An 18,003-nucleotide genomic window follows, 5' to 3' on the forward strand; every position below is an offset into this window, starting at 1 on the left:
CCCTCGTTTGATAAAGCGTCTCAATGGTTGTCAGTAAATAAACAAAAACTTTTGGAAGTGTGCTATTATAAGTCATATAAGTCGTGCGCTTTCTAATGCTTAGTGGTTTAAGATTAGGATAGCACGACTTATTTATTTTCCAATGAAATTAACTAGCAATTCAGGTATTTTAGATAAGTATTTATATCTTTTTGATAAATTGAATAATCCCATTTTGTTTCCGGATGATTAAAATACTGAGCAAGCAAATAGGCAATGTAGGGACCCGTTGTTAAACCAGATGAGCCTAATGCACTGGCAAAAGCTAGACTGGAAAAAGCTGGATGCGGACCAAAGAAAGGGGAAAAATCTGCCGAATAAGCTCGCGTTCCCACGCGATAGTGATAAGGAAACTCTATTAACTTACTTTCTGAAAAATAAGGTTTAATACCTTCTGTCAAATCAAAAAAAGCAGCTTCACTTTCTGATAAATCCCAACCTTTTTCATTTTCATGAGTTGCGCCTATGAGAATTTCTCCTTCTTGAAAGGGAATAATATCTGCTGCTCCTTCTAAAAATAAAACCGGCCAATCTTTAGTATCAAAATCGGTTTTAAATGAGAGCAATTGTCCTTTTTGAGGCCGAACATCAACATCAATCCCAATTTCGGAAAGGAGTTCTTTTAATGCCGGACCTGGGCAAAGTACTAAATCATCTACAACATCACTTTCTCCTTGATGAACAATCTCCCATTTTTCGTCTGCTTTTAGAATAGTTGCACGCTCCGCAAAAAATTTCACTCCTCTTGCTTGTGCTCGCTTTTTCAAATGTGCTAAATAAGCTTTTCCATCTAATCGTGCTCCTCCCGATAGATATAAACTTTCACTTGGCTTAAGTAATGGAAATAAGCTGACGGTTTCCTCTTTTGAGAGCACCTTAATCTCGCCCATCTCTGGTGCGTTTTTTCTTCTTTCTAAAGCTAACTTCTCTAACTCTTCTAAGTCTGAATTTTTTCGTAAAAATAAGGTCCCACATTTTTCATATACTTCATCAGTTAATTCAAAATCAGTTTTTAATTTTTCAAAAAATGCTGCACCATCTTTAGCTAGTTGATACCATTTTTGATTTCTTCTTTTAGAAAGCCATGGTGAAATAATTCCAGCACTCGCTTTAGTGGCTTGATTTTTTTCATCATCAAAAAGACTTATCTCGAATTTATCAGTGTCCAGATAATTCGCTAAGGTCATCCCAATTATTCCACCACCAATGATTGAAATTTTTTTCATCATGACTCCTTTTCTTTTTTAAATAAATAAAAATCAAGACGTATTATGCTTGATTTTGATTTTCTTTTAAATGTTCTAACTCTTTACAGTATATCATTTTTAAAACTGTCAGTAACTTTCTTTGTTTTAATCTAATCTCAATCTTTCAATTTCCATGACAAAAAATTTTGGACTTGTTCATCATAAGTCATTGTAAAATAAGGTTGCTTTTTATCTAACTTGCGAATTTCTTTGATTTCAGTACAGGATAATTCAAAATCAAAAATATTGATATTTTCGGCTAAATGTTCGACTCGAGTTGAACGTGGAAAAACTATGATTCCTTCTTGAATATGCCAGCGTAAGATAATCTGAGCCACTGTCTTATTATATTTTTGAGCTATTTTTTTTAAACGACTTTCATCAAGTAGTCTTTGATCGCCATGTCCAAGAGGATACCAACTTTCAATTTTAGTCCCATAAGGTTTGAGAAATTCTTGGAGTTCTTTTTGTTGATGGTAAGGATGTGTTTCTACTTGAAGAACACTTGGTTTAATGTCAGCAAAGTTAAATAAATCAACCAATCTCTCCCCATCAAAATTTGAAATTCCAATTGATTTTACTTTTCCTGATTTGACAGCATTTTCCAAAGAAATCTAAGCTTTACGATAATTTCCAACCTGCTGATGAAGTAAAAGCAGGTCAATTTGCTTAAGATTTAATCGTTCAAGCATTCGCTCAATGGCTTGTGAAGCATCATCATAATCAGAAGGCCAGAGTTTACTAGTTATCCAAATTTCAGAAATTGGAATTTCAGAAGAATGGATGGCTCGACCAACAGAGCGTTCGTTTTGATAAGCATGGGCGGTATCTATGTGACGATACCCCAATCTCAGCGCTTCTTTGACTGCATTTTCAGTTGCTTCTCCTTCAGGAATTTGATAAACTCCCAAGCCAAATTGAGGAATGATATTTCCATCATTAAGTACGATTTGTGTTTGCATTTTTTCTCCTTTTATTTTTCATTAACTGGGTTCGTGAAAATTAAAACTAAAAATCCTATCAGTAAAAATACTGTGATGAAAGCCATTATCAAATGATAATAAGCACTTAAATCAATGACAGATGAACTAAATAGAACAACGATTGATAAACCTACCGGTCCTCCAAGTTGATGCATCATATTTGTTAAGCCTGACGCAGCACCTGATAATTCCGGGGGAACTCCTGCCACACCTGCCGCTGTAAGTGGGGCAAGTAGCCAGCCTTGCCCAAGACCAATAATCATCATTTGAAAAGCCATTGCATAAAAATATCCCCATTCTGGTTGTGATATAAATGACAAAAACATTCCTGTCAGTAAAATCACTTGTCCTAAAATCATGACTTTACTATTTCCCAAAGCTTTTGTTAATTTAGGCAAAAATAGAGCAGCAATAAAATTAACAAGTGTTAAAGGCAGAAAAGCAAGCCCTGACTCTAATGGTGAAAAGTTATACATTTTTTGCATAATTTGTGGAAGAATAAACCAGTAAGTCAACATGGCCATCATAAAAGTAAAACGAGCAATGTAAGAACCTGTTCGATTTCGATTCTTAAATAACTCTAAAGGTATGAGAGCATAAGTAATTCTTTTTTCCCATAAAAGAAAAACCAAAATCAAAATTAAAGAAGCAACTATAATTAATAAATTACTTATGGTAATTCCGTAAACAAATAGAACTGAAATAATGACCGATAATAAACTTCCAAGAAAATCAATTTTACTTGGCTTGATTTCATTTTGTTGAACTTTCGCAAGCGTTAAAACAATTAGTAATAAACTAAAAGGGACATTCAATAAAAAGCCGACACGCCATGAAATTGCTGAGGTAAGCCAACCGCCTAGAATTAAACCAAAACTTGAACCAATACCCGCGGTTGCTCCATAATAAGAGATAGCCTTCATTCGCAAATTTCCCTGATAGCTATCCATCAGTAAAGCCAAGCTCGTTGGCGCAATGATAGCTGAGCCAATTCCTTGAACTGCTCTTGCTATAATCATCATTTCTGTTGACGTAGATAAACCAACCGCTAAACTTGATAGTCCAAAAATAAAAAGGCCAGAGACAAAAATTATTTTTCAACCCATTAAATCTCCTAAATGCCCTGCCAACAAAAGAAAACCTCCAAATGTAATGGTATAGGCATTTGAAACCCAAGAAAGGCTTGCTTCGTTCATATTTAAATCCTGAGATGTTTTTACAGTACTTGTGAAAATTATCGAATTATCCATCAAAATTAAAAAATAGGAAAATAAGATAATAAAGATGACTAAGCCAAAAGTTTTTTTATTTTTAATGAATTTATTTTAAAACAAAAATCAACTGATGAAAAATGCTTATTTTAGTATTAATTATGCTTATAAAGCATATTAAAAAATAAAAAATTTACTGACAGATTGGTCAGTAAATTTTTAATCATTTTCTTGTAAGTATTGTTTGATAAATGCTCTAGTGACTGGTGTCAATGGAATATTTTTCTTCCAAGCAAGAACGCTATATGTCTTCACTTCTGGACTTAAGGGAATCGCTTTTAAATCTTGATAATTTCTAATGAGTGCAACTTCTGTAACGACTGCCTCACCAATTCCTGTACGAGCAATCTCAAAAAGATGAAATCCAAGATTGAAGCCTCCAATAATATTTAAATCACTCACTTGGCAGTCCGCCCAATCAGCTATATACTGACGAACTTCTGGTCGTTCTGAAATCAAAATTCGTTGTTTTTTAAATACTTCTGGCCTTACTTCATCTAATTCTGCAAGTTCTGAATCGGATTGTGTAAGCATCATCCAACGCTCAGGAAAACCAATTTTTTCTACATTATATTTTTCTGTAGACGTTGGCTCTAACAAAAATCCGACATCCACAAGTCCATTATCAATCTTCCATTTGATGTCATCTGCATTTCCTGACAAGATTGTAAAAGTGATGGCAGGATACCTATTTGTGAGTGTTTGAAGAGTTTTAGCAATGCTAGAACTTGTCCACCCTTCTAAGGCTCCAATTGTCAAATATCCTGATAATTCCGCATTTTTCCGGTCTTCAAAAACTTGGACAGTCTTACTGGTCAGCTGTAAAATCTCTTCAGCTTTGATTTTAAGAAATTGACCATCTTCAGTCAAGATAAGCTTTTTCCCATCACGCATAAAAAGCTGAGTATCTAATTCTCGTTCAAGTTCTTTAATTTGTCTAGATAATGTTGGCTGTGTAATATATAACTGTCAGCAGCTTTGGATACCGTCCCAGCAGTGGCAACTGTCCAAAAATACTTTAATAATCGAAGTTCCATTTATCCTTATCCTCTTCAAATTTTTATTGCTTCTGTTGAACTTTGATTCAAATTCATTTCGCTTGGAAGCATGACTTCATCATAATTTTCAATTTTGAATGTTAAATAATCTAAAGCAGATTGTTTTTCAATAATTTCTGTTCTCAATTGTTCAACTTGACTCTTCAAAATTTCAATTCTTTATTCTTTAGTATTAGGATTTCCTTCAGTTACCAATACCATATAACGTGTCAAGGCTTCTACTTGCACTCCTGCATCTCTCATATGTTTGACGAATTTTAATGTTCTAATATTCGCTTCTGAAAAATTTCGTATTCCAGACTCTGTCCGTGCAATTTTAGGAATTAGCCCAATTCTTTCATAATATCTGATATTATCTGTTTTTATCCCTGATAAGTCGGCGGCCTTTTTTATATTCATTCTTTTATTTTAACACTTGAAGTGAACTTTAAGTCAATAAAAAAACATTTAACAAAAGTTAAATGTTTCAATTTACAAATTAAGCCAAGGCTCCCATTGGATCCCATGGAAGCAGAACTTGAGGTTTTGCTTCATAAGCAGCTAATTCTTCTTCGCTTAAAAGGTCTTTGCGGACAACAATTTGATAAGTATATTCATCCATCCATTCATCAGAAGCAACGAAATATCCTTTTTGACCGGCATCTTTACCCCAAGAATTTTCAACTTTCCATTTAGTTGAATTTCCGTCAGCATCTAAATCAACACCCGCTAAAACCATGGCATGAGTCATCAGTGATTCGCCATAGTCAAGACGTCCAGCCTTACTTTGTGTGAATTCAATATCCAATGAAGATTTAAAATCATAAGAATCCATTGTCAAAAGTCCTGCTGAACGGTTTGATTCTTGACCAACGTCACAACCAAACCAGACAGTTTCGCCCGCTTGCATTTGGGCAATAGCCAATTTTTTGAAACGGTCCATCTCAACGTTCAAGTGTTTGACTTCTTTACCACCGACTACATTACCAAGAAATTCAACGGTATAGCTTTTGTTATAAGGTTTATCAGCAGTTGGAGCATTAATGACCGAAACATAATTGTTCAAATCAATCCCAACATATTCGTTGTAGAATTCTTTTGGCGTTCCAACAAATTTTTTGTATTCATTATCTTTGTTGCGGAAAGCAAATTCAAAATTTTGTGGTGGCAAACCTAGAGTTACAGCAAGGAAATTAAAAACTTCTTGTAAAAGTTCTTCTTTGACCGCTTGAACATCACCGTCTTGCTCAATTGTATAACGTAAGATTTCAGCATCTTGTCGGAGCAATTTGTTCAAGTATTTATTCAATTCGCGTGAGCTACTTGAAGCTTGTGATTCAGGATAAACAGCTTTTGGAACAATTCCATATTTGTCAAAAATGGCTACCATCATATCCCATTGACCACCATCTTGTTGTGGAGTTTGCAAGAGGAATTTCAAACGACGGTCGTCCATCGCAACATCTCCTATAATTTGTTCCATAAACCAGTTTGATTTTTCATATTTATCCCAGAAGAAAGTATAAGCTTGTGAAAATTCAAAATCTTCTGTTTTAAATTCATTAATAAATTTATGACGGAAAGTGTTCAAAGCAGCAAACATCCAGCAACGTCCAGATTGTTTTTGATTCGTTACAGGGTCTTTTGTCAAGTCAAGTGAAAACTCAGGCAAATTCGCTGCATGTGAACCACGCACTTCGAGTGATGAAAGCAAACCATTTTTAGTCACGGCATTTTCCACCGCACGCAATTTTGTGTTTTCAGCAAAATTTTCGTAGAGTTTTTGTGTGAAATCTGATGTTACTGTCATAATACCTCCCAATAAATCGAAACTTCTGACAAAAGTTTCGATAAAAATAATCATTATCGATTTTGATTAATGATATTCTATTATTTTTTACATTCTTCTATTATAATCTAAATTATCAAAAAAATCAGCTAGGAAAGCTGATTTTCTAAATCTTTCTTTGCTTCTAAAAGCCACGGGTGCGCAACTTTCAAGCCATCATTGATGATGAAGTCTATATAATAAAGTGCTGCACTTTGCAAATTTACTGACAGAGCTGTCAGTAATCCTTCTTTGTGCATTATCCCCACCATCCCAAGAAATTTTGTCAGCAAGAAAAACAATCAAATCTAACTCTGTAAAATTTTCCTTCAGTGTTGTGTGGCACTCAATCGCTGACAATATATTTTCGTCAGTAATTTTAAAATGCTCACGCGCCAGATATTTAGAAAGTTTTTGATGAATAATCAAAGGAAATTCACGCTCTTCTGTCAGTAATTCTATACCAAATAATTCTGCTTTTTCTACTCGCTGATGATTTGGATAAACCCCACCAATATCATGCATAAGTCCAGCAACAAAAGCTTGACTCTTACTGATAAACTGGTTAATCTCTTTTTGTTGCACTCCATCAGTAAAAATTAGCTTCAAATTTTCGTCAGTATTTTTTGCAATTAATTTTTCTTTTTGAACTATCACACTTTTCTCTGAATAATCAATTACCAGTTGTTCAGCTGTCTTTGCCACGGCTAAACAATGTTCAAAAAGTTGATCATTTCGCAGAAAAAGCCTAACCTCTTCAACCAACTGCAACTCATCCATTTTATCACTCTCTAAAATCACTTATTTTCTGAAAAGATACTATCCAAACCATTTATGAGTGTTTGATTTTTTAATGACTGATTATCAATATTGTAGTCCCCGATTATCCAAGAATGTTTTTTCAGATTTGCGTTTTGGTCCTCAGAAAATTGAGCAAGCATTTTGAATTGTTGGTCTGCTGTCATAAATATAATCACAGCACCAATTCCCTTAGCAAGAGGCTGCGTTTTATCCGTTCCATCATTTAACCAGTAAGTCTTTGCTTTCATTGATTTATTTGCTAAATCCTGCTGAAAAGCCTGGTTATCAATTTGTTTATAACCTTGACTGGCCAAATAATCTTTCACACTACTCAACTCAAAATAGAGTGATGGGGAGCTAGATGATGGAATCATCTGCTTAATAGATGCACTCACTTTTGTTTGTCCCGTATGATTTGCTACATGCTGTCCACAGGCTGCTAAAATTATTAAACTAAGAACTAATGATAAACCAATTTTTGTTTTTTGTTGAGCTGACATTTAGTTTCCCCAAGTTTTTGCCAATTTTATTTATTTTCACTTTAATTGACAAGCGATAATTTGGCACTTTCGTTTGATTTATTACTTTATCACCCCTAATAAACTTTAATCAAATAAAACTCAGCTTTTTTAATAATTATACCATTTCTTCAAGCAAGCGAATCAGACCTTGGGCTGATTTTTTCCCTGCTTCAATGATGAATTTATCAAAATTAACATTGGCATCATGGTCAGCTGTATCCGACATCGCCCGAATAATTACAAAAGGTTTCCCAAGTGCTGTTGCAGCTTGTGCAATAGAAGCCCCTTCCATTTCGACTGCTAAAACATCTGGAAAATGTTCTTTAATTTCAGCAATTTTACTAGAACTACTGATGAAACTGTCAGAACTTGTAATCAACCCAACATGCACATTTTCTAAAACCTTTTTCAATTCAGAAACAAAGTATTTGCTTGATTCAAAGTACAAAGGTTGTTGAGCCATTTGTCCATAGGCATAACCAAAAGCAGTGACATCTACATCATGATAAGCAAGTTTATCAGCAACTACAACATCTCCAATTGCCAATCCTTGAGCAACCGCTCCTGCTGAACCTGTATTGATAATTGCATCAACATCAAAAATGTCAACCAAAAATCCAACTGCCAAAGCTGACATGACTTTACCAATACCAGATTGAACCAAAACTACTTCGTGACGGCCAATTGAACCACTATGAAAAACTAAACCATGACGGGTATGTTTTTCAGCATTTTCTAAATTTTCAACAAGTATGCGAATTTCTTCATCCATCGCACAAATAATTCCTATTTTCATTTTTTTCCTTATTTCTAATTATTTTGTTTAAAAGTAATACAAAAAGAACGTAACCACCAGTAAAACAACAATTAAAGTAACAATGAAAAGCCATTTATTAATTGCTTTCCCTCTTTTTTGAGCTTTAGCGTTTTCAATCCTTCGACTTTTATAAACAGAGTTTTTACTTAATTTTTTTTCAATACTGTCATATTTCTCAGCAATTTCAGTATCTTCTTCAAGCTCTCTTTGAAGCCTACGTTCAAGATTTTTCTTCTCTTGATTTGCTTGTTCAATTACCTCATCCGTTAAAAGTGGTTTAGGCATTGTCTTCAACCTCCTTTTTAAAGTGTTGCATTTCCCAATACCAAATAGCCATAATTGTTTTTGCATCGGCAATTTGTTCAAGTTCAATCATTCTTTTCGCTTCGCTTAAAGTAACTTCAATTTGTTCCAAAAACTCTCCATCATCAGCGGGTCTTGGATGCTCTACCTTTGTTAGGTCTGACGAGAAGTACACATAAGTTTTTTCTGATGAAAAACCAGGTGTTCCATAAAAAGCTGTGATTTCTGTTAAATTTTCTGCTCGGTAACCTGTTTCTTCCTCAAGTTCACGAAGCGCAGCAGCCTTGGGGTCTTTTTCTTCTCCTATTTCAAGCTTTCCAGCCGGAATTTCAAAAATAAATTTTTCCAATGCCTTACGATATTGACCAACCAAAATCATTTTATTATTGTGAACGGGTGCAATAGCCGTTCCACCATTATGAAAAACAAGTTCTCGAAAACTTTCTGTTCCTCCTGGCAAACTAACCGTATCCCTCACAACATGAAAAATCTTTCCTTGAAAAATTTCATCTCTAGTCAAAGTTTTTTCTTCAAATTTTTTATCATCAAAATTTAACATTGTACCCTTTCCATGGAATTTACTTTTGAAGTAAGTAAAATTTCCCTCTCATCAAATCGAAGGAAAGAGCTTCATGAGAAACTCTTTCTTATTATTTTAAATTATTGTCCACGATAATGTGGCATTTTTTTCGCACGTCCAAGTTTATTCACTTGTTTTCCACGTCCAATTTCAACTGCTTCATCTGGCACATCCTCAGTCACAACAGACCCAGCTGCTGTCAAGGCATTTTTACCAATATACAAAGGTGCGATTATGGTTGAATTTGAACCAATAAAGGCAAAATCATCAATTTCAGTATTGAATTTATTTTTACCATCAAAGTTAGCCGTAATTGTACCAGCACCAAAGTTCACTTTTTCACCCACTGTTGCATTACCAATGTAAGTCAAATGTCCGGCCTTGGTTCCTTTACCAAGAGTTGAGCTTTTAATTTCAACAAAGTTTCCAACATGAACTTCTTCACTCAAAACAGTTCCTGGGCGTAAATGAGCATAAGGTCCAACATTACTTCCAACACTCATCCGACTTTCTTCAACTGTTGAGTTACGAACCTCACAATTTGAATGAATTTCCGAATTTTCAATGCGGCTACCATTTGTAATCAAAACATTTTTACCAATAAAAGTGTTCCCCTTAATGGTTACATTTGCTTCAATCACCGTTTCTGCCCCAATTGTTACTTCACTGTCAATATAAGTTGTTGCAGGATCAATCAAGGTCACACCATTAACCATATGTTCATGGTTAATACGTTTACGCATTGTCCCTTCAGCTTGTGAAAGAGCCACACGGTCATTCACACCTAAACTTTCATCAAAATCATCAAGAATATGAGCAGCTATCGTTTGACCTGCTTTTTTGAAGATTTCAATAACATCAGTTAAATAATATTCACCTTGCGCATTATCAGTTGTGATTTCCGTCAGTGCTTTAAAGAGCGATTTATTATCAAAAATATAAGTCCCTGTGTTAATTTCGGTAATTGATTTTTCAAAATCATTGGCGTCTTTTTGCTCAACAATTTTTTCTACTGAACCCTTTTCATCCCGAATAATTCGACCGTATCCTGTTGGATTTGGTGCGATAGCAGTCAAGATTGTTGCTGTTGCTTTTTGGGCAAAATGATAATCAAAAAGTGCTCCTAATGTTTCGCCTGTAATTAAGGGAGTATCACCAGCGATAACTAAGGTTGCCCCTTCTTCATTAGCCAACAAATCCGCAGCAATACGTACAGCATGTCCTGTTCCTAATTGTTCTACCTGTTTAACAAATTGAGTTCCCTTAGGTAAAGTCGCAATTACACGGTCTGCTTCGTGTCCAACGATGACCACGTTTTTGGCTATCTCCACTTCGGATACACTTTTAAGCACATGCGCCAGCATTGATTTTCCAGCTACTTGATGCAACACTTTTGGAAGTGCTGATTTCATCCGTGTTCCTTTACCAGCCGCTAGGACAATAGCGAATTTATTCATAGATTTCTCCTTTTTTGTTACAAATAAAATGTTTACCTAATTATACCATAATCACTGACCATTTTCGTTATCTTTTTAATTCAAACACTCACAGTACTTCTCAAGTTAGCAAATCTTTTTTCAAAAAAATAGCTAGATTTAATTTGCGATACTAACATATCGATTTCTCGCTTTAAATTATGATAAAATGGACTGAAAGATAGAAAGGATTTTATTTATGCAAACTATAGGATTTATTGGAGTCGGAAAAATGGCCACAGCCATCATTTCTGGACTTGATAAAAATAAATTTGAAATCATCATTTCTGGTCACAATTTACCCAAGACAAAAAAACAAGCTGAGGAACTTAATGTTAAAGCTGCTGAAAATCATGAAGAACTTGTTCAACAATCAGACTTCATTGTTCTCTCTGTCAAACCACAGGTTCTTCCATCTGTTTTAAGCCAGTTAATTAATCATTTATCAAAAGATAAAACTTTGATATCAATTGCTGCTGGATTAACTTTATCTGACTTAAAACATCTAGCTGATTCAGAAAATCAACCGATTATTCGGGTAATGCCTAATATCAATGCTCAAATTGGTCAATCTACCTCTGCGATTGTCAAAAATGAATTTGTTGATGATTCAGCTGACGAAATAGCCCAAGAAATTTTTAAAGCAGTCGGCTCTGTCCACGAGATTGCTGAAAAAGATTTTTCAACTTTTGCAGCAATCGCGGGCTCAAGTCCTGCATTTATTTATATGTTTATTGATGCTATGGCTCGCGCCGGTGTACTTCGTGGACTTCCTAAAGATCAAGCCACTGCTATTGTTTCTGAAACAGTCAAAGCCTCAGCTGAAATGCTTCTAAAGAGTGGTGAAAATCCTTGGTCTTTAGTTGATAAGGTTTCAAGTCCCGGTGGAACTACTGTAGCAGGTGTAGTAAGCTTAGAACAAAACCATTTTGGTGGAACAGTTATTGATGCAATTTCTGCAACAATCGAAAGAGAAAAATATCTTAAATAAATTTAAAAATCTAAAAAAGAAGAATTTCTTTTTTAAATTTTTAATTTCAAATAATAAAAAAAATGCCAAATGGCATTTTTTTATTAACGACGAAGTCCCAATGAAGCGATAAGTTCACGGTAACGTTGAACGTCTTTTCCACGAAGGTATCCAAGAAGGTTACGACGGTGACCAATTTTTTTCATCAAACCACGTTGAGTTGCGTGGTCTTTTTTATGAGATTTGATGTGGTCGTTAAGGTGGTTAATTTCCCAAGTCAATACAGCGATTTGTACTTCAGGTGAACCAGTATCGCCTTCTTTACGAGCGTATTGAGCGATGATTTCTTGTTTTTTTTCTTTTGAAATTGCCATGAGTTTTTCTCCTTTATTTGTATTGCCCAGTCCGAGTGACAGCTTGGCAAGCATGAAACCAAGAACGGGTTGTAAAAAACTACTCTACCATGATACACTTTTTTGACTGATTTTACAAGCCAATAAGAAAATAAAGAGAACTAGAAATATAATCTAGTTCTCTTTAAGCTTTAACTATGTGATGTTGTTTTCGAACTTGAAGTAGAATTTTCTGGCGATTGCTCAGTTGTACTTGAAGAAGACGAGCTCGTTGTTGAGCTTGAAGCTGATGTTGATTCAGAAGTTGATGTTTCTGATGTAGAAACAGAAGATTCTGAGGATGATTGCTCAACTGCCTGAGTAACCTTAACAACAATTGGGGTATCTATCGAAACCAATTCACCAACAGTTGGAGTAACTCCAAATACCCATCCTGTCGGACTTCCTGGAGTATCAATATAGTTTAAAGTAACATTAGTGAAGCCAGCTTGTTTCAAAATTGCTTTATAGCTTTCAGCATCCTGATTAGTGTAAGATGGAATGGCAATTTGTTTTCCACTTGAAACTTCAAATGTAATTTTATCACCACTTGTCACATCAAAACTAGAACCCTTTTTAGGTGTTTGTTTAATGATTGTACCTGCGGCATAAGAATCGCTAGGGACAGAGGTTTGAATCACTTGACTTTCATCAATACCATAATCTTTAAGCAGAGTGGCCATTGCATCATCAATTTTTTCACCAACAAAGTCCTTCATTTTGATAATATTTTCATTTCCAGATGAAACGTAAATATCAACAGAACTTTTAGACCTTACGATAGCTCCACTTGCTGGATTAGTTTTAATCACTTTACCTTCGGCAACGGTTGTGCTTTGTTGTTTATGAACCGTTCCCACCTTAAGATCAGCTGCTTTAATCTTTTTCTTCGCTTGATCCAATGTTAAGTTATTAGTCACATTAGGAACCTTAACATTTGTCGGTGTAGAAACAGCCCATGCAAAGGCTCCACCACCAATGACAAGAAGGAGAACAACAAGACTGATAATCAATCCTTTTTTAGATTTTTTATTTTTATTCTTATTGTTTTCTGTAGTTGATGATTCTGATTGCGCTTTTTCCTGATCATCTGTTTTCTTATCAATCAAAGGATTAGTATCATAAGGATTAATTAGATTGGCAGGCATGATTTTTGTTTCATCATGGTCCTTATTGAAAACTAATTTTTCTTCCCCACGTCGATCAAGACTAGTCGAAGTAGCTACATCTGTCATCATTTCTTCAACATCAACATATCGATTGTTGATATCTTTTGCTGTTGCTTTGATGACGACATTTTCCAATGCTTGCGGAACTTCTGGGTTGAGGTTTATGATGCTTGGAATATTTTCTTGGAAATGTTTTAGGGCAATTGCTACGGCTGAATCCCCATCAAAAGGTATTTGACCTGTTAAAAGCTCAAATAAAATAATCCCAATGGCATAAATGTCTGATTGTACAGTAGCATTTGAACCACGCGCTTGTTCTGGTGATAGATAATGAACTGAGCCAAACATTGTATTTGTTTGAGTAAGTGAAGTTTCAGAAAGAGCTTTGGCAATTCCGAAATCTGTTACTTTTACTGTTCCACTACTTGAAACTAAAACATTTTGTGGTTTTAAATCACGGTGAATAATTCCATGTGAATGAGCCATATCCATTGCTGATAGAATTTCTGTAATAATTTCAATGGCTTCATCATTAGCTAGAGGAGCATTTTGGTTGATGTATTGTTTGAGCGTCATACCATCAACAAATTCCATTACAATGTATTGTTGACTTTCGAATTCACCGACGTCAGAAATACCTACGATATTCGGATGAGAGAGTTCCGCCATCGCAAAAGCTTCTCTTTGAAAACGAGCGATTGCAATGTCATCATTTTCAAAATTAGAACGAAGTACTTTAATTGCAACTTTTCGATCACCAAGGAAAGTATCTTCTCCTTGATAAACGTTTGCCATTCCCCCACGTCCGATTTCTTTGATAATCCGATAACGATCGGCAAAGATTTTACCGATTTGAATCATCAACTAACCTCCTGTGCTTGTGTTTCGGCTTCTGATGTTTCTTCGAACTTAATCAAAACAACAGTAATGTTATCAAGTCCTCCATGTTCATTAGCTAACCGAATCAAAGCCTCGGATTTATTATCTAAAGTCAAATCTTCTCGTTCTAAAACTTCCATAATTTCAGTGGTTGAAACCATGTTTGTCAATCCGTCAGAGTTCATTAAAATGATATCTCCAGCTTGAAGTTCTAAAGCTTGAATATCCGCATGAACTTCATTAGTCTGCCCCAGTGAACGAGTAATGATATTTTTATTAGGATGTACTTCAGCTTCTTCTTCTGTAATTTGTCCTGCGTCTACAAGCTCTTGAACTAAAGAATGGTCTGTTGTTATTTTATTTAACTCACCATCACGCATCAAATAAGTACGACTGTCTCCCACATGGGCAGACACAATTGTGTTTCCTTTTATAACTAGAGCTTCAAGAGTTGTTCCCATTCCTTGATATTCATCAAGTTTACCAAGACTTGCAATATTTTCATTTTCGTTGCGTACTTGATTTCTAAGCCAAATTTCAAGAGTTGCTTCTGGTGTTCCCGCATCAAAAAATGTCTCTGACCAAAGTTTGCCGAGATCTTCCACGGTAAGTTTACTTGCGACATTACCTGCTTTGTATCCACCCATACCATCAGCTAATAAAAAGAGCTGATAACCGGCACGGTTGACATAAGTACCGGCATAGTCTTGATTAGTACTACGTTTTGAACCGATATCTGATAAAATACTATATTCCACTTTTTCTCCTTAACAAGAATAAAGTTTTATTTTTAGGTCTAAAAATTACTGATAGAGTTTAAAAATTTTCGAGAAAAAATGATTCTTTCTCAAATTCTCAAAACAAAATATTCGTCAGTAAATTATTCACCTATTTTTTTAAATTTCGCGATGAAGAATCCATCCGTATGATACATTTCTGGGGTAATGAAAAGACAGCCCTCTTTAATCACTTCTGGTTTTTCATTTGAAATTTCAACTTGTTCAAAATTTGGATGATTTTCAAGGAACTCATGAACAACGTCAAAGTTTTCTTCATCAAAAATTGTACAAGTACTGTACACCATTATACCACTTTTTTTCAGGCTTTTCGAGGCGCTGTTTAGAATTTCTAATTGAATTTTTTGTAAATCTATGAAATCCGAACTTTCTTTCCGGTAACGGATATCTGGTTTACGGCGAATTAATCCAATTCCTGAACATGGAGCATCGACTAGAATTCGATCAAATTTTTCTGGACCAAAATTCTCATAAATCATTGTCGCATCAGCTTTTTGAGTGGTAATTTTATCCGCAACATGCTGACGTTGTGCATTTTGATTAATTAAATCAAGTTTATGCTCGTATAAATCCAATGCCGTGATATGACCAGTTGTCAAATATTGAGCCATATGTGTGCTTTTCCCACCTGGGGCAGCACAGGCATCAAGAACTTCTTCTGTTCCTTCTAATTCAAGTTGAGGAGCAACTAATTGACTTGTTTCATCTTGAATCGTAATTCTTCCAGTTTGAAACTCTTCTATAATTGAAAAATTTCCGCTGTCAGCAATTAATGCTGTTTCTGTCAGTAAAGACGGACGAGTCCCAGCAATTTCTACAGTTGGATCAATTTTTCTTAAGCTCACATGACTTGGTTTTTCAAGACTTTCGAGGATTTCTCCTGTTCTTTTCCCACCGAATTGGCGAACCATTTTATCCAATAACAGTTTTGGCATTGAATATTTAGTTTCCCAATCTTTAGGTTCTTCATTTCTGTGCTCAGAACGCATAAAGTTTCTTAAAACAGCATTAATAAAATTAGCTGTTGCTTGTCCATCATGTCGTTTAGCAATTTTTACAGCTTCATCAACTGCTGCCGAAGTAGGCACCTTATCCATAAATAGGACTTGATAAATTGTGAGTAATAAAAGCATTTTAGCCCAAGGTTTAGGCTCTTTTTTTAATAAAGGAGTAATGTACCACTCTAATAAAGCTTTTTTAGAAACTACACCGTAGACAAGGGCTGTTACAAAGCCTTTATCCACTGTGGATAGTTCAGAATCTCGCAAATTTCGATCCAATGAAATATTTGCATAGGCATCATTACCAAAAATATCATTTAGTACATCGAGTGCGGTTTGTCTTGCATTTTTTGTCATAGAGCTATTATGACATACTGTGTCAATAAATGTCAATAGATACCGCTAAACCTTGTTTTAGGGGATATATGCAAATTATTGTACTAATGAATACCTATGAGTTACATCTAAAACGTAACTAAAAACGTAACTAATTTTTGTCGGGCAAGAGGCTGTATATCTTAGATATACAGTTTTTTTATTTTAATTAACGTAACTAAAAAACTCCTTTGGGAGTTTCTACTATTATATGTACCTTTTTATTATGGTTCTTGCTGGACTCGAACCAGCGCTAACCCCGTTATGAGCGGGGAACTTTAACCAACTAAGCTAAAGAACCAATTATGATAATCTGTAGCACTTATCTTGGTTATTATATCAGATATTTGTGGACGGCACTGCAGATTACCGACGTTATAAATAAAGAATATTTTTATTCTCGCCCACTAAATTAATTATACAATATTCCGTGAAAAATAAAAAATGCCAGCAAATTGCTGACACCCATGTTTAAAAAGAGCATATTTCTCAAATAATTAATTTGGCTTTATATTACTTTCTTTAATAATATAATTGGGACGTTTTTTTGTTTCCAGAAATATTTTAGCGATATATTTACCAATGATTCCAAGAGAAAGGAGCTGTAAACCACCCAAAAGCAAAATCAAAACAATCAAAGTTGGGAAGCCTTGAACAGGATCACCAAAAACAAGTGTTTTAAGAAGGTAAAAAACGCTGAGTAGCACTGAAGCTAAAAAACTTATAAAACCAACAAATGTTGCGATATTTAAGGGTGCTTCCGAAAAGTTAACAATACCGTCTATGGAATATTTTAGCAATCCAAAGAAGTTCCAAGATGTTGTACCAGCAACACGTTCTCGGTTTTCATAAGGAAGATATGTCGTTTTAAAGCCTACCCAACTAAAAATTCCTTTTGAAAAACGGTTATTTTCTTTCAACTCAAGAATACTATCAACTACTTGCCGAGTCATTAAACGAAAATCACGTACTCCGTCTACCATTTCAGTGTCAGATATTTTATTTATTAATTTATAAAACGTTTTTGCAAAAAAAGAACGAATAGGAGGTTCACCTACCCTTGATACTCTTCGAGTTCCTACAACATCATAACCTTCAGTTATTTTTGTAAACATTTCGTTTAACATTTCTGGTGGATCTTGTAAATCTGCGTCCATGACGGTTACAAAATCACCATCTGAAACTTCTAAACCCGCTATCAAAGCAGCTTCTTTACCAAAGTTTCTTGAAAAACTAATATATTTCACGTTATCATATTTAGTAGTTAAATTTTTTAAAACCTCTAACGTATTGTCTGTTGAACCATCGTTAATAAAAAAATATGTTTTTTCTAGAGGTAATTCAACACTTTGTTTATTTACTTCGTTTAGAAATATTTCTAGTGTTTCTTCTTCGTTGTAAGCTGGAACTATTATTGAGAGTTTGCTCATCCTCATTTTTTTCACTCCTTCTTTTTGTATAGCTATATCTCCTGAAAATCTATTTAAACAATAAGAAATTCCTAAACCAGATAGCAGG

The 18,003-nt window shown here is 34.8% G+C and carries 16 protein-coding genes, 1 tRNA gene and 4 pseudogenes; 1 reads left to right on the top strand and 20 read right to left on the bottom strand.

Annotation, left to right across the window (positions count from 1 at the left end):
* Positions 1–152: 152 nt before the first annotated feature.
* The 14 genes and pseudogenes from LLA01S_RS05810 to glmU all read right to left on the bottom strand — a co-directional run bounded on the left by LLA01S_RS05810 (position 153) and on the right by glmU (position 10,884).
* Positions 153–1,265: an NAD(P)/FAD-dependent oxidoreductase gene (locus tag LLA01S_RS05810; RefSeq protein WP_061777975.1), complete on the bottom strand. Its 1,113-nt coding sequence runs from the start codon at positions 1,263–1,265 to the stop codon at positions 153–155.
* 137 nt (positions 1,266–1,402) lie between these two features.
* Positions 1,403–2,248: pseudogene (locus tag LLA01S_RS05815) on the bottom strand (aldo/keto reductase).
* An 11-nt stretch (positions 2,249–2,259) separates the two neighbouring features.
* Positions 2,260–3,585 (bottom strand): annotated as a pseudogene (locus tag LLA01S_RS05820) (MFS transporter).
* A 114-nt stretch (positions 3,586–3,699) separates the two neighbouring features.
* Positions 3,700–4,410 (bottom strand): substrate-binding domain-containing protein, encoded by a 711-nt coding sequence (locus tag LLA01S_RS05825; RefSeq protein ID WP_255209974.1) that lies wholly within the window; start codon positions 4,408–4,410, stop codon positions 3,700–3,702.
* A 36-nt stretch (positions 4,411–4,446) separates the two neighbouring features.
* A pseudogene (locus tag LLA01S_RS13525) lies at positions 4,447–4,500 on the bottom strand (hypothetical protein); the annotation flags it as partial.
* 92 nt (positions 4,501–4,592) lie between these two features.
* Positions 4,593–4,724: a hypothetical protein gene (locus LLA01S_RS13630; RefSeq protein ID WP_014572090.1), complete on the bottom strand. Its 132-nt coding sequence runs from the start codon at positions 4,722–4,724 to the stop codon at positions 4,593–4,595.
* 33 nt (positions 4,725–4,757) lie between these two features.
* Entirely contained in the window at positions 4,758–4,997 is a 240-nt protein-coding gene (locus LLA01S_RS13635) for a MerR family transcriptional regulator (RefSeq protein WP_232035107.1), read from the bottom strand.
* A 79-nt stretch (positions 4,998–5,076) separates the two neighbouring features.
* Complete coding sequence (gene pepC / locus LLA01S_RS05835; protein ID WP_032950376.1) at positions 5,077–6,387, bottom strand: aminopeptidase C; 1,311 nt, start codon at positions 6,385–6,387, stop codon at positions 5,077–5,079.
* Between the two features lie 128 nt (positions 6,388–6,515).
* Positions 6,516–7,185, bottom strand: a pseudogene (locus tag LLA01S_RS05840) (HD domain-containing protein).
* A gap of 17 nt (positions 7,186–7,202) precedes the next feature.
* Entirely contained in the window at positions 7,203–7,706 is a 504-nt protein-coding gene (locus tag LLA01S_RS05845) for a hypothetical protein (RefSeq protein WP_014572089.1), read from the bottom strand.
* 136 nt (positions 7,707–7,842) lie between these two features.
* Positions 7,843–8,523 (bottom strand): 5'-methylthioadenosine/adenosylhomocysteine nucleosidase, encoded by a 681-nt coding sequence (locus LLA01S_RS05850; protein ID WP_011676892.1) that lies wholly within the window; start codon positions 8,521–8,523, stop codon positions 7,843–7,845.
* 27 nt (positions 8,524–8,550) lie between these two features.
* A complete protein-coding gene (macP, locus tag LLA01S_RS05855) occupies positions 8,551–8,829 on the bottom strand; it encodes a cell wall synthase accessory phosphoprotein MacP (RefSeq protein ID WP_061777976.1) in 279 nt (92 codons plus the stop codon).
* A complete protein-coding gene (locus LLA01S_RS05860; RefSeq protein WP_011835788.1) occupies positions 8,822–9,406 on the bottom strand; it encodes an NUDIX hydrolase in 585 nt (194 codons plus the stop codon). The genes macP and LLA01S_RS05860 overlap by 8 nt, the downstream gene beginning before the upstream one ends.
* A 101-nt stretch (positions 9,407–9,507) precedes the next feature.
* Positions 9,508–10,884, bottom strand: a complete 1,377-nt coding sequence (gene glmU, locus LLA01S_RS05865) for a bifunctional UDP-N-acetylglucosamine diphosphorylase/glucosamine-1-phosphate N-acetyltransferase GlmU (protein WP_061777977.1) — start codon at positions 10,882–10,884, stop codon at positions 9,508–9,510.
* A gap of 217 nt (positions 10,885–11,101) precedes the next feature.
* On the opposite strand from glmU, the gene proC reads away from it, so the two are divergent.
* The gene (gene proC / locus LLA01S_RS05870; RefSeq protein WP_011676896.1) at positions 11,102–11,893 is read left to right on the top strand and encodes a pyrroline-5-carboxylate reductase; all 792 of its coding nucleotides are present in this window, start codon (positions 11,102–11,104) and stop codon (positions 11,891–11,893) included.
* A gap of 83 nt (positions 11,894–11,976) precedes the next feature.
* Here proC and rpsO read toward each other — a convergent pair whose 3' ends face one another.
* The 6 genes from rpsO to LLA01S_RS05900 all read right to left on the bottom strand — a co-directional run bounded on the left by rpsO (position 11,977) and on the right by LLA01S_RS05900 (position 17,921).
* A complete protein-coding gene (gene rpsO, locus LLA01S_RS05875; RefSeq protein WP_010906184.1) occupies positions 11,977–12,246 on the bottom strand; it encodes a 30S ribosomal protein S15 in 270 nt (89 codons plus the stop codon).
* Positions 12,247–12,416: 170 nt separating this feature from the next.
* The gene (pknB, locus tag LLA01S_RS05880) at positions 12,417–14,294 is read right to left on the bottom strand and encodes a Stk1 family PASTA domain-containing Ser/Thr kinase (RefSeq protein WP_061777978.1); all 1,878 of its coding nucleotides are present in this window, start codon (positions 14,292–14,294) and stop codon (positions 12,417–12,419) included.
* A complete protein-coding gene (locus tag LLA01S_RS05885) occupies positions 14,294–15,070 on the bottom strand; it encodes a Stp1/IreP family PP2C-type Ser/Thr phosphatase (protein ID WP_061777979.1) in 777 nt (258 codons plus the stop codon). The genes pknB and LLA01S_RS05885 overlap by 1 nt, the downstream gene beginning before the upstream one ends.
* A gap of 122 nt (positions 15,071–15,192) precedes the next feature.
* A complete protein-coding gene (gene rsmB, locus LLA01S_RS05890; RefSeq protein ID WP_011676899.1) occupies positions 15,193–16,467 on the bottom strand; it encodes a 16S rRNA (cytosine(967)-C(5))-methyltransferase RsmB in 1,275 nt (424 codons plus the stop codon).
* A 245-nt stretch (positions 16,468–16,712) separates the two neighbouring features.
* Positions 16,713–16,786: transfer RNA gene (locus LLA01S_RS05895), tRNA-Ile, on the bottom strand.
* A gap of 196 nt (positions 16,787–16,982) precedes the next feature.
* The gene (locus LLA01S_RS05900) at positions 16,983–17,921 is read right to left on the bottom strand and encodes a glycosyltransferase family 2 protein (protein WP_031286545.1); all 939 of its coding nucleotides are present in this window, start codon (positions 17,919–17,921) and stop codon (positions 16,983–16,985) included.
* Positions 17,922–18,003 lie beyond the last annotated feature (82 nt).

The organism is Lactococcus cremoris subsp. cremoris NBRC 100676 (assembly GCF_001591705.1).
Classification (GTDB): domain Bacteria; phylum Bacillota; class Bacilli; order Lactobacillales; family Streptococcaceae; genus Lactococcus; species Lactococcus cremoris.

What these genes read in the sequence shown, in the direction of transcription:
- LLA01S_RS05810 (WP_061777975.1), bottom strand. Translation starts at nt 1,265, where the DNA reads ATGAAAAAAATTTCAATCATTGGTGGTGGAATAATTGGGATGACCTTA.
- LLA01S_RS13635 (WP_232035107.1), bottom strand. Translation starts at nt 4,997, where the DNA reads ATGAATATAAAAAAGGCCGCCGACTTATCAGGGATAAAAACAGATAAT.
- pepC (WP_032950376.1), bottom strand. Translation starts at nt 6,387, where the DNA reads ATGACAGTAACATCAGATTTCACACAAAAACTCTACGAAAATTTTGCT.
- LLA01S_RS05845 (WP_014572089.1), bottom strand. Translation starts at nt 7,706, where the DNA reads ATGTCAGCTCAACAAAAAACAAAAATTGGTTTATCATTAGTTCTTAGT.
- LLA01S_RS05850 (WP_011676892.1), bottom strand. Translation starts at nt 8,523, where the DNA reads ATGAAAATAGGAATTATTTGTGCGATGGATGAAGAAATTCGCATACTT.
- macP (WP_061777976.1), bottom strand. Translation starts at nt 8,829, where the DNA reads ATGCCTAAACCACTTTTAACGGATGAGGTAATTGAACAAGCAAATCAA.
- LLA01S_RS05860 (WP_011835788.1), bottom strand. Translation starts at nt 9,406, where the DNA reads ATGTTAAATTTTGATGATAAAAAATTTGAAGAAAAAACTTTGACTAGA.
- glmU (WP_061777977.1), bottom strand. Translation starts at nt 10,884, where the DNA reads ATGAATAAATTCGCTATTGTCCTAGCGGCTGGTAAAGGAACACGGATG.
- proC (WP_011676896.1), top strand. Translation starts at nt 11,102, where the DNA reads ATGCAAACTATAGGATTTATTGGAGTCGGAAAAATGGCCACAGCCATC.
- rpsO (WP_010906184.1), bottom strand. Translation starts at nt 12,246, where the DNA reads ATGGCAATTTCAAAAGAAAAAAAACAAGAAATCATCGCTCAATACGCT.
- pknB (WP_061777978.1), bottom strand. Translation starts at nt 14,294, where the DNA reads ATGATTCAAATCGGTAAAATCTTTGCCGATCGTTATCGGATTATCAAA.
- rsmB (WP_011676899.1), bottom strand. Translation starts at nt 16,467, where the DNA reads ATGACAAAAAATGCAAGACAAACCGCACTCGATGTACTAAATGATATT.
- LLA01S_RS05900 (WP_031286545.1), bottom strand. Translation starts at nt 17,921, where the DNA reads ATGAGGATGAGCAAACTCTCAATAATAGTTCCAGCTTACAACGAAGAA.